This is a genomic window from Thermophilibacter sp. ZX-H3 (assembly GCF_052599055.1).
Genome location: NZ_JBQXES010000009.1, coordinates 1 through 11,947 on the forward strand (window position 1 = coordinate 1; position 11,947 = coordinate 11,947).

Annotated in this window: 10 protein-coding genes and 1 tRNA gene; 10 read left to right on the top strand and 1 reads right to left on the bottom strand. The window is 67.0% G+C overall.

The window, feature by feature from the left end:
- Positions 1-112: 112 nt before the first annotated feature.
- Entirely contained in the window at positions 113-754 is a 642-nt protein-coding gene (locus ACULPM_RS05035; RefSeq protein WP_445331967.1) for a hypothetical protein, read from the bottom strand.
- Positions 755-925: 171 nt separating this feature from the next.
- Between ACULPM_RS05035 and argH the strand changes: the two genes are divergently transcribed.
- From argH to ACULPM_RS05085, 10 genes are all read left to right on the top strand, one after another.
- Entirely contained in the window at positions 926-2,317 is a 1,392-nt protein-coding gene (argH, locus tag ACULPM_RS05040) for an argininosuccinate lyase (protein WP_445331966.1), read from the top strand.
- A gap of 132 nt (positions 2,318-2,449) precedes the next feature.
- A complete protein-coding gene (locus ACULPM_RS05045) occupies positions 2,450-4,576 on the top strand; it encodes an InlB B-repeat-containing protein (RefSeq protein WP_445331965.1) in 2,127 nt (708 codons plus the stop codon).
- Positions 4,577-4,740: 164 nt separating this feature from the next.
- Positions 4,741-6,087 (top strand): adenylosuccinate lyase, encoded by a 1,347-nt coding sequence (gene purB, locus ACULPM_RS05050; protein ID WP_445331964.1) that lies wholly within the window; start codon positions 4,741-4,743, stop codon positions 6,085-6,087.
- 99 nt (positions 6,088-6,186) lie between these two features.
- Positions 6,187-6,447 (top strand): TIGR03905 family TSCPD domain-containing protein, encoded by a 261-nt coding sequence (locus ACULPM_RS05055; protein ID WP_167930724.1) that lies wholly within the window; start codon positions 6,187-6,189, stop codon positions 6,445-6,447.
- Positions 6,448-6,468: 21 nt separating this feature from the next.
- Positions 6,469-7,677, top strand: a complete 1,209-nt coding sequence (locus tag ACULPM_RS05060; RefSeq protein WP_445331963.1) for a Tat pathway signal protein — start codon at positions 6,469-6,471, stop codon at positions 7,675-7,677.
- A 91-nt stretch (positions 7,678-7,768) separates the two neighbouring features.
- Entirely contained in the window at positions 7,769-8,491 is a 723-nt protein-coding gene (locus ACULPM_RS05065; protein ID WP_167930723.1) for a response regulator transcription factor, read from the top strand.
- Between the two features lie 8 nt (positions 8,492-8,499).
- A complete protein-coding gene (locus ACULPM_RS05070) occupies positions 8,500-10,032 on the top strand; it encodes an ATP-binding protein (RefSeq protein WP_445331962.1) in 1,533 nt (510 codons plus the stop codon).
- Between the two features lie 79 nt (positions 10,033-10,111).
- Entirely contained in the window at positions 10,112-10,990 is an 879-nt protein-coding gene (locus ACULPM_RS05075) for a phosphoribosylaminoimidazolesuccinocarboxamide synthase (protein WP_445331961.1), read from the top strand.
- A gap of 28 nt (positions 10,991-11,018) precedes the next feature.
- Positions 11,019-11,651 (top strand): APC family permease, encoded by a 633-nt coding sequence (locus ACULPM_RS05080; RefSeq protein WP_167930721.1) that lies wholly within the window; start codon positions 11,019-11,021, stop codon positions 11,649-11,651.
- A gap of 45 nt (positions 11,652-11,696) precedes the next feature.
- A tRNA-Arg gene (locus ACULPM_RS05085) sits at positions 11,697-11,772 on the top strand.
- The last annotated feature ends 175 nt before the right edge of the window (positions 11,773-11,947 follow it).

Here is an 11,947-nt window from a genome sequence, read left to right on the forward strand (position 1 = left end):
CCGCCACGTCCCTGCCCGTCATGCTCGCCATCGCGACCTCCCTACGCCGTCGTGCCCCTCGCTGCGAGCGTACGCCGGCGACCGGACAGAAACTCAGGGGCTATGCTTCTCGTTAGGGGCCACATCTTCGAATTCCGTATCCATGTTCGGCGACGGGCTTCTTGAGGAGCAGCGCCATGGTCGCCTCCATTGCCGACCAGGCGTTGTCCTCGACGCTGAGAAGGGCGCGCCGCGCCGCGCTCGTCCCCGTTAGCCTGTGTGTCTCCTCAATGAAAGAGCGGATGCTCGCAACGTCTGTGACAGGACTGAGCCCATGGGTGACCTTCCCAGACCGAGGGTTGAGGGGGTCGCGACAGAAGCTCCCGCACAGCTCGTATCCCAAGAGGCCGAGCGCGGCGGGCTTCATGATCGTGGCGAGCTCGACAAAGAGAAGCTCAGGGCACGGGATCGTGAGGTTCTCGCCAAGCCGGAGGAACGACCCCTCGGGAAGTCCCGAGAGGTAGAGGGTGTTCTTGAAGAAGGAGGCGAGCGGTCGCGTCCCCTTCGAGGGGACTGCCACATAGACGGGCCGAGAGCTGCTGGGCGGATCCGATAGGCCGAGGAGCTGATGGGGGATGATCCGCGCACTCCACCTGCGCTGCGGATGGGGGTCGGGCTCGGGGAGGCCGCAGACCTGGGCGGATGCGTATTCCCCCGTGATCCTCACGTGACGGAGAAGCGCGAGCGCTGAGAGCTTGTTGACGCAGAGATGCACCGGAAATCCAATCACGAATCTAGTATATTATGTAGCGGACATAATGTACTAGATTAGTATGCTAATCCAATCATTATCGATAAAATCAAAGAAACAAACATTGGGGACTTTTTGGGAGCGGTCTGCCCTTTGGTAAGCTAGACGCGTCAAATCGCGAGCAAGGAGGCTATGATGGCGCTGTGGGGCGGCAGGTTCGAGAAGGGCGTGGACGCGTTCACGCAGGAGTTCGGCGCGAGCCTCGAGATCGACAAGAACATGGCGGCCCAGGACATCGCCGGCAGCCGCGCGCACGCTCGCATGCTCGCTGAGCAGGGCATCATTTCCTCCGAAGATCAGGCCGCGATCGATGCGGGCCTCGCTGACATCGCACGCCAGATCGAGGACGGCTCCTTCGCCTGGGACGTCAATGACGAGGACGTCCACATGGCCGTGGAGGGCGCGCTCACGCGCAGCATCGGCGCGGCCGGCGGGCGCCTCCATACGGGCCGCAGTCGCAACGATCAGGTCGCCACGGACATCCGCCTGCTCGCCAAGGACCTCTGCGACCAGCTGCTCGCGGGCAACGTCGCCCTGCGTCGCGTCCTCGTGGAGGCGGCCTCCCAGAACCTCGACGTCGTGATGCCCGGCTACACGCACCTACAGCACGCCCAGCCGGTGCTGCTCTCCCACCACCTGCTCGCGTACTTCTGGATGTTCTCGCGCGACTTCACCCGTCTCGCTGCGGCGCGCACGGCGGCCGATGCCAACCCGCTCGGCGCGGCGGCGCTCGCCGGCACCACCTACCCGCTCGACCGCGAGCGCACCACGGAGCTCCTGGGCTTCTCCCGCGCCATCCCCAACTCGCTCGACGCCGTCTCCGACCGCGACTACCTGCTCGACCTCGAGTACGCCTGCGCCGTGAGCATGATGCACCTCTCGCGCCTCTGCGAGGAGATCGTGCTGTGGAGCTCCACGGAGTTCGGCTTCATCACCCTCTCCGATGCGTACTCCACCGGCTCATCGATCATGCCGCAGAAGAAGAACCCCGACTTCGCCGAGCTTACGCGCGGCAAGACCGGTCGCGTCTATGGCGACCTGATGGCGCTGCTCACCACGATGAAGTCGCTGCCGCTGGCCTACAACAAGGACCTCCAGGAGTGCAAGGAGGGCCCGCTCGACGCCGCGCGCACGCTCTCCGACTGCATGGAGATCGCCGCGGGCATGGTGGAGACCTGGACCGTCAACGCCGACGTCATGCTCGCACAGGCGGGGACGGGCTTCTCGGCCGCCACGGACGTGGCCGACTACCTTGCCAAGAAGGGTATGCCCTTCCGCGAGGCGCACCGCGTGGTGGGCGAGCTCGTGCTCTACTGCGAGAAGCACGGCAAGGGCCTCGAGGACCTCACGGCCGAGGAGTTCGCCGCGGCGAGCCCGCTCTTTGAGGCGGACATCGCGCAGGACCTGGACCCGGCCGGCATCGCCAACGCCCGCGTGACGTATGGCGGCACCGGGCATGATGCGGTCGTCGTGCAGCTTGACGAGGCACGCTCCGCGCTCGAGAAAGACGCGGAGACCGTCGCCTAAATCGCATAAAACCATTCACCGACTTGACCCCCTCGCTTGCCGACGAGGGGGTTTGCATCTGCGGCAAATGTGCAAGTACGGGCATCTTCTCAGTAGGTATCCCTCTATTCCTACGCGAGAAGGGCGGGAACTATGAGACGGGATCGCAGATGGGCCCTCTGGCCCCTCGCGGTGCTGCTCGGCACCGCGCTCACCCTCGCGCCCGCGCTCGGGGCGCACGCGTATGCCGTAGAGGGTGATGTTGCCGGCGGCTCGACGGGCGTTGTCGAGCCGGGGGATCCCGCGGGAGCCCCGCTCGACGCCGAGACGCTCGTCGCCGCGCTCGATGCCGGCGGCGAGGTCACGCTGACCGCCGACGTGACGCTTGAGGGGCGGGTGGACGTGACCGAAGACGTCACGCTCGACCTCAACGGCTTCACACTGACGGGCGTCCTGCGCGCGAAGGGCGCGAGCCTGACGGTTCTTGATTCCAGCGAGGGCCAGACCGGGTCCATGGTTGACCCCGCCGGCGAGTTCCCACTCGTGAGAGGCGACGGGGCGACGGTCCTCGTCATGGGCGGGACGTTCCACGTGGAGCCTCCGGAGGGCTTTGTCCCGGATGGCCATGAGGCGATCGAGAAGGATGGCGTGTGGCTGGTGACCACGGCCGCGGAGCCCGAGCCCGTGCACGCGCACGATCTTGTTGCCCATGAGGAGGCGCCTGCGACCTGCACGACGCCGGGAACAAAGGCGTACTGGGAGTGCGCCGGCTGCGGCAAGCTCTTTGCGGATGCGTCCGCAACGACGGAGCTCCAGGAGAGCCCGTCGATCGCGCCCACGGGCCACACCCTCGCCTCCGTGCAGGAGGTGGCATCCACCTGCGTCGCCCCCGGCACTGCCGCCCACTGGAGGTGCGAGGCCTGCGGGGAGCTCTTCGGGGATGACAAGGCCGAGCAGGCCGTGTCCGCGGGCGACCTGGCGCTCCCGCTGGCTGCCCATGACCTCGAGTACGTTCCCGAGGTCCCGTCCACATGCGTTCAGTCTGGGACGGCCGGGCACTGGCACTGCTCCGTCTGTGGCGGGCGCTTCGCTGACGAGGGCGCCGCGCAGGCCGTGACGCTTGACGAGCTCGTGCTCCCGATCGGCGGGCATGCGCTCGCAGCCGTCGAGGAGACCCCTGCCACCTGCACGAAGCCCGGAACGGCCGCCCACTGGACGTGCGCGCTCTGCGGCAAGCTCTTCGCTGACGAGGCAGGCAGCGTTGAGGCAACAGCGGAGAGCCTGGCCACCGACCTCGCGCCCCACGCGCTCGCCGAGGTGGGCGGGACGCCCGCGACCTGCACCGAGCCAGGCGTTCGTGACCATTGGAAGTGCTCCGTCTGCGGCAAGCTCTTCTCCGACGAGGCGGGCACGACAGAGGTGACGGCCGAGCAGCTCGGAACCGACCTCGCGCCCCACGCGCTCACGGCCGTCGCGGAGGTCCCTGCCACCTGCGCGGAGACTGGCACCGCGGCGCACTGGCGCTGCACCAGCTGCGGCGGCCTCTTCAAGGACGAGAGGGGCACGCAGCCCGTCTCTGCCGACGACCTGGTCATTCCGCTCGCCGCGCACAGGCTGACGGCGCACGCCCCCAAGGCGGCCACCTGCACCGAGCCGGGCAGCCTCGCCCACTGGACCTGCGAGGTCTGCGGAAAGACCTTCCTGGACGACCGCACACTCGATCCTGCGGGTGACGTCGTCGTTCCTGCGACGGGCCACGAGGCCGTCCACCACGAGCGCATCGCGCCTACGACCAGGGCGGAGGGTCGTGCGGAGTACTGGGAGTGCTCCACCTGCGGGAAGCTCTTCTCCGACGAGGACATGACCAAGGAGACCACAAAGGATGCGCTCGTCCTGGCCAAGCTCAGGGTCTTTACCGTCACCTTTGACGACTGCCTCAAGGGGACGGAAAACGTCGCCTACGAGGTGACCGAGGGCCGCGCCACGCCAAGACCCAAGGACCCGTCCCTCAAAGGCTGGAAGTTCGAGGGCTGGTACGCCTATGACGGCGGCTGGGCCCGTGAGGCATACGATTTCGACGCCGCCGTGACCGAGGACCTCACGCTCTACGCCAAGTGGAGCGAGCTTCCCGACGCCGGGGCGGCGGGCGAGAAGGACGCGGCGCCTACGGTCCCCGAGACCGGCGACGACCTCAACACCGCCGCCCCCGTGGTAGTTGCCCTGGCTGGGGTCGCCGCGCTCGCGGGCACCGTCATAGCGAGGCGACGCGCGCGTCGCTAGCGTGTCCGAACATGACCAAACGCCGTCATGACGACGGCGCCTTCGGGGCCTCGCCGCGCGCGGGGCCCCGCTCGTTTGTGGGGCGTCCGTTGGGCCGTACGTATCGTCCCACGCCCTGCGGTAAAATCAATCCGTTGGACGCGCGCCTAAGCCGAGGAGGCCTCATGATCGATCGCTACACCCGTCCTGAGATGGGCCACATCTTCTCCCTGGAGAACAAGTACCTCATCTGGCAGGAGATCGAGGTCCTGGCCTGTGAGGCGCACGCCGAGATGGGCAAGATCGGCATCACGCGCGAGGAGGCCGCTTGGATCCGCGAGCACGCCGCCTTCAACAAGGACGAGGTCGACGCCATCGAGGCCGTGACCAACCACGACGTCATCGCCTTCCTTACCAACATGGGCGAGTACATCGATCACGACGTCCCCGAGGGCGAGCCCAAGCCGTCCCGTTGGGTCCACTTTGGCATGACCTCCTCCGACCTTGGCGACACGGCTCTCTGCTATCAGCTCGTCCAGGCCACCGACATCCTGATCGAGGACTGCAAGAAGCTCGGCGAGATCTGCAAGCGCCGTGCCTTCGAGGAGCGCGACACCCTCTGCGTGGGCCGCACCCACGGAATCCACGCCGAGCCCATGACCTTCGGCATGAAGTTCGGCAGCTGGGCCTGGGAGCTCAAGCGCGACTACGACCGCCTCAAGGACGCCCGCGCCAACGTGGCCTTCGGCGCCATCTCCGGCGCGGTGGGCACCTACTCCTCCATCGACCCGTTCGTCGAGGAGTACGTCTGCGAGCACCTGGGCCTCGTGCACGACCCGCTGTCCACGCAGGTCATCTCCCGCGACCACCACGCCTACCTCGCCGGCGTCCTGGCCACCACCGCCGCCACTTGCGAGCGCATCGCCACGGAGATCCGCAACCTCCAGAAGACCGACACCCTCGAGGCCGAGGAGCCGTTCCGCAAGGGCCAGAAGGGCAGCTCGGCCATGCCGCACAAGCGCAACCCCATCACCGTGGAGAAGGTCTGCGGCCTCTCCCGCGTGGTGAAGGCCAACGCGCAGGTTGCCTTTGACAACGTGGCCCTCTGGCACGAGCGCGACATCTCGCACTCCTCCGCCGAGCGCGTGGCGCAGGCCGACAGCTTCATCGCCCTCGACCACATGTTCCAGTGCCTCACGCGCATCGTGGACGGCCTCATCCTCTACCCGGCCCAGATGCTCGCCAACCTCAACAAGACCCGCGGCCTGATCTTCTCGTCCAAGGTCCTTCTCGCCCTCGTGGAGACGGGCATCACGCGCGAGGAGGCCTACGCCATCGTGCAGGAGAACGCCATGGCCACGTGGCACGAGGTCCAGCAGTGTGCCGGCGGTACCACGTTCCGCGAGAAGCTCGAGGCAGACCCGCGTTGCACCGTGCCCGCCGCCGAGCTCGACGCCATCTTCGACCCGCGCGCCTTCCTCACGCGCGCCGGCGTCGTCTTTGACCGCCTGGAGCAGCTCAACTTCGACTAACCGCGCGCCGTGCAAAAGGGACAGTCACTTTTGCACGCCGGCGACAGACATCAGAGAGCGTGCAAAAGTGACTGTCCCTTTTGCACGGAAGGAGCGGACATGCACTTTGACTACACGCCGCGCGGGGTCTGCTCGCGCGCCATCCACATCGACCTTGCGGACGACGGCAAGACTATCGAGCAGGTCTCCTTTGAGGGCGGCTGCAACGGCAACCTCAAGGCCGTGAGCAAGCTCGTCGCCGGCCATCCCGTCGACGAGATCGTGGGCATCCTCTCCGGCAACACCTGCGGCCCGCGCCAGACCTCCTGCGCCGACCAGCTCGCGCGGGCCCTCGTCGAGGCCTCGGCCCAGGCGCGCTAGGCGAGAAGGACGGTCGACCCGGTGAGGCTCCCCAAGCTCAAGATGACGCGCCGCTCGCTCTTCAAGGCGACGGCGGTCGGCGGTGTGACCGCGGCGGCGGTCGGCATCCTGGCCGGCTGCACGCATGGTGCGAACGACACCGTGGCAGACCCCACCGTGGTCGACGAGTCCGAGGCGGACGACATCCTCTCGGAGTTCGAGGGCGTGGACACGACGCTCGCCGTCGAGGGGTCGTGGACCCTGCCGCTCGGCAACGTGCTCCACCCGGCCGAGGGCACGTGGATTCCCGTCACCACGGCGGGGTCCTCTGCCACGCCGATGGTCACGGGATCGGCCTTCTCGCTCGCGTCCGGGGAGCTCATGGAGGTCGTCCCCGAGCCCGTCAGCGGCTCGGCGACTTCGGTCATCTATGACGCGCGCTGCTCGGACAGCGTGTACGCCTGGACCGAGCTCGACCTGGTGACGCGGGCGTGGTCGCTCCATGCGTCCTCGTTTTCCGCCGGCGAGCTGACCGGGGACACCAAGACCCTCTGGGAGGGCACCTCGGACTATGACCCAGCCCCCTTCGCCGTCTCCGGCTCGAGCGTGATCTGGCAGGTCCAGCCGTCGACGCTCGGGACCAAGACGCAGGAGCACTCCTTCTGCTACATCTGGCATGCCGGGGACTCGGACGCCCAGGCGGTGGTGGAGTCCCCGGGCCGCTTTGCCACGTGGCCGACCGTCTCGGGCGAGGTCGTCACGCTCGCTCCGCGCGTGCGCGCCTCCGAGGGGACCTACTACGGCGTCACCGCCTACTCCCTCTCGGACGACCTCAAGACGAGGATCGACCAGCTCGTCATGCCCCAGGGCGTGCGACCGTTCCGCGCGGCCCGCGTGGGGGACCGGTTTCTCGTCTCGGTTGAGGCCAGCTACAGCACCGGCGGCCTCCTCGGGCAGATGGGCACCTACATCGGGACGTCCTCGGCCGGCTTCTACCGCCTCAACCGCGAGCCGTCCGAGTGCGGCTGCGGCAACGGCGACCTGTTCATCGTCAAGAGCAACGCCACATACCTCGTGCTCGACCTCGCCAAGCGCCAGTACTCGGCGCTGCCCTCGGCAGACCGCATCGTCGACTACGGGGAGTACCCGGCCCGCGTGGGAGAGTGCGACCTCTTTGTGACCTTCTCGACGGTCAAGGACGCGGACACCGGCTACCCCGCTTCCGTTGCGGTGCGTACCTTCCGCCTGTAACTTGGAATCTCCAGCGGCCCGGTAGGGTACACTAGGGTCATCCACGGACCGGATTTCCCGGAGACGACCAGTCGTTAGCGAGGAGGCCAGCATGGCTTCAGATGAGAAGAAGATTCTGCTCGTTGAGGACGAGAAGGCAATCAGGGACGCCGTCGCGGCGTACCTCGAGCGCGAGAGCTATATCGTGCGCGGCGTCGGCGACGGCCAGAGCGCCGTCGAGGAGTTTGAGAAGCACACCTTCGACCTCGTGATCCTCGACCTCATGCTCCCCAAGCTCTCGGGCGAGCGCGTCTGCCGCGCCATCCGCGAGACGTCCAACGTGCCCATCATCATGCTCACCGCCAAGGGCGAGGTCGAGGACCGCATCATCGGCCTCGAGCTCGGTGCCGATGACTACCTCATCAAGCCCTTCTCGCCGCGCGAGCTCGTCGCCCGCGTGCGCGCCCTGCTTCGTCGCGCCCACACCGAGACCGAGCCGCAGCTCGAGGTGCTCGACTTCGGCGATCTCGTGATCGACATCTCGGGCCACAAGGTCCTCGTGGAGGGCAAGGAGGTCGACCTCACCGCCTCCGAGTTCAAGCTGCTGACCACGCTCGCCCGCTACCCGGGCCGCGTCTACACGCGCATGGAGCTTGTCGAGAAGGTCCTGGGCTACGACTTCGAGGGCTACGAGCGCACCATCGACTCCCACGTCAAGAACCTCCGCGCCAAGCTCGGCGACGACCCGCGCAACCCGCGCTGGCTCTACACCGTCCACGGCGTCGGCTATCGCTTCGAGGCTCCCGAGAAGGCGGCCGACGCCGGCAGCCGATAGGCGCCGGGATGTCCGCGCGCTTCGTCACCGGAAGGGACGCACAGCTGGACGAGGGCGGCTCCGAGCGGCCCTCGTCCTCTCGTAGCTCTTGGAACACGATCAAGCCCTCGCCCAAGCGCGGGCGCCCCTACTCCACGAGCCTCACCCTCGGCTTTGCGCTGACGGCGATAATGACGGCCGTGGTGCTCGTGGTGGTGCTCGCCATGGTGTGGGAAGGCCAGTTCATGGCCTACACCCGCCAGAACATGCAGAGCATCGCCGACTCCACGGCGGAGAGCATATCCGAAGCATACCAGCAGACCGGCGAGCTCGACGAGACCGCCGCCGCTGCCGCCGCGGGGGCGTCCTCGCTCTCCTCTGACATCGTCGTCCAGGTCGTCGACGCCGACGGCAACGTGCTCTACGATGACACCTGGGCTCGGTCGACCACGCTCACCCCGGATGCCGCCGAGGGCGCGAAGCCCGTTCCCGCCACGGTCCCGACCGCCCAGGAGGCGCTCGTCACCTCGCAGATCCTCGACGAGGACGGGGCCGTCGTCGGCGAGGTCCGGCTCTGGGCCTTTGGATCCGAGGCCCTGCTCACCAAGAGCGACGCGTCCTTCCGCTCCAACTCGTACGGCGCCATCGCGACGGCCGCCGCGATCGCGGCCCTTCTCGCCTGCGTGATCGGGTACTTTGTCTCGCGCGGGATGGCAAAGCCCATCCAGCGCATCACCTCGACGGCCAAGCAGATCAGAAACGGCGACCTCACGGCGCGCACCGGCGTCACGGGTGCCGACGAGATCGGCCAGCTCGGCGAGACCTTCGACGACATGGCCACGACCATCGAGCGCGACATCAAGCTCGAGCACCGCCTCACCGGGGACGTCGCCCATGAGCTGCGCACGCCGCTCATGGCCATGCAGGCCACGGTCGAGGCCATGCAGGACGGCGTCCTGCCCGCGGACGACGAGCACCTGGAGGTCGTGGCCTCCGAGGTGCGCCGCCTCTCCCGCCTCATCGACGCCATGCTCAAGCTCTCGCGCCTGGAGAACGGCACCACCGAGGTCAAGGTCGAGAAGACCGACATGGTGTACCTCGTCAAGAGCCTGGTCTCCGCCCAGCACCAGCTCTTCCACGAGCGCGGTCTCCACCTGCGCTTCGTTGACGAGACCGCCCACGGCGAGCTCTACGCCGACGTCGACCCTGACCTCATCCGCGAGGCGATCGTGAACCTCATGAGCAACGCGATGCGCTACACCAACGCGGACGGCTGGGTGAAGGTCTTTCTGCGGCAGGATCGCTCCGACGTGCTGGTTGGGGTCCAGGACACCGGCATCGGCATCGCCAAGGAGGACATCCCGCAGACCTTCTCGCGCTTCTGGCGCTCCGACGTGAGCCGCGAGCGCGTGTCCGGCGGTCTTGGCGTGGGCCTGGCCATCACTAAGGAGATCGTCGACAAGCACAACGGTACGATCCTCGTGGAGTCCGAGCTCGGCAAGGGAACCACGTTCACGCTGCGGATTCCCCAGCGCCGCGAGCGCAAGGAGAAGGACCGGTAGCGCCGCTGTGCTCGCCGCGCCGCGGCGAGAGTGACGTATACTGGATGGTTGAGTGAAACGCCTACGAAAGGTGGCCGGAATGGCTGAGATGGAACTTCGTCCGGACTCGCACGGCAAGGTCCGCGACATCTACGACTGCGGCGACAGCCTCCTCATGGTGGCGTCCGACCGCATTAGCGCCTATGACTTCATCCTGCCGGACGAGATCCCGCACAAGGGCGAGATCCTCACCCGCATCTCCGCGTTCTGGTTCGAGCGCTTTGCCGACCTCATCCCCAATCACATGATCTCCTGCGACGTGGCCGACCTCCCTGAGGAGTTCAAGCCGTACGCCGACTACCTCGCCGGCCGCTCCATGCTGGTCAAGAAGGCCCAGACCGTGCCCATCGAGTGCATCGTCCGCGGCTACCTCACCGGCTCCGGCAAGAAGACCTACGACGAGGACGGCACCGCCTGCGGCATCAAGCTGCCCGACGGCCTGACCGAGGCCTCCAAGCTCCCCGAGCCGATCTTCACCCCGTCCACCAAGGCGGAGCTCGGCGATCACGACGAGAACATCTCCTTCGAGCGCTGCTGCGAGATCGTGGGCGAGGACGTGGCGGCCCAGCTGCGCGATGCCTCCCTCTCGATCTACAAGGCCGCTGCCGACTACGCCGCCGAGCAGGGCATCATCATTGCCGACACCAAGTTCGAGTTTGGCTTCATCGACGGCAAGCTCACCCTCATCGACGAGTGCCTCACCCCCGACTCCAGCCGCTTCTGGCCTGCCGACTCCTACGAGGAGGGCAAGGTCCAGCCGAGCTACGACAAGCAGTACGTCCGCGACTGGCTGCGCGCCAACTGGGACATGACCGGCGAGCCACCGCGCATCCCCGCCGAGGTCATCGAGGGAACCTCCAAGCGCTACCAGGAGGCCTTCCAGATCATCACCGGCACCGAGTTCGTGCCCGCCCGCTAACGTCGAAGACGACCGCAGAAGGAGCTTCATGTCACTCAAGGACACCATCGAGGGCGCCCGTCGCGAGGCCGAGGGCAACGCCGTCGGCCGTCCCAAGAAGGAGGCCGAGGCCGTGACCTCCACGAGCGAGGAGCGCAAGGGCTTCTCGCGCAGCTCTGCGGCCAAGGCGCGTCCCGTGCGCGAGGCCGGCGCCTCAGTGCGCGTGGAGAGCAAGGCGAAGGCCTCCGGCCTTGGCCGTGCCGAGACCAAGGAGGAGAAGAAGGAGCGCAAGCGCCGCGAGCGCGAGGAGGAGGACATCCGCAACCGCGCCTACGACCTCGTCCTGCGGGAGCTTCCCGGCTACAAGAAGACCGAGAAGGTCTTCTGGGCGTTTCTCGGCGTGGGCATGGCGCTCGCCGTCATTTCCCTCATCTGCGCCTACGTCTTTGGACAGAACACCGACCTCGGCACCTGGCAGGGCATCCTGAGCGTGGCGTCGCTCGTCTTTGCGTATGCCGCCATCATTGGTAGCTTCATCTACGACATGGTGAAGCGCCGCCCGTTCCGCAAGGCGGCTGAGGCGCGCGTCCGCGGCCTCTCCGACAAGAAGCTCCTCGAGCTCTTCCAGCGCGCGAGCGCCGAGGCGTCCGCGAAGAAGGTCGAGAAGAACGTCAAGAAGTAGCTTTTGTCGCCGCGCGTGCGCGGTGATAGAATAGTTCGACGCACTGCCTTCGTAGCTCAGGGGATAGAGCACCGCTCTCCTAAAGCGGGTGTCGGCCGTTCGAATCGGCCCGGGGGCACCAGTAAACTCGCAGGTCAGACGGTATAAGCCGTCTGACCTGCTTTTCTTTTCCGTACAAGATGCCTAAAAGGTGCCTGTCCCCATTTAGGCATGCCTAAAAGGGGACAGGCACCTTTTAGGCATCTTGTAGGCAGAAAAAACGGCCGGGCCCTGCGGGGCCCGGCCGTCGTGGCGTC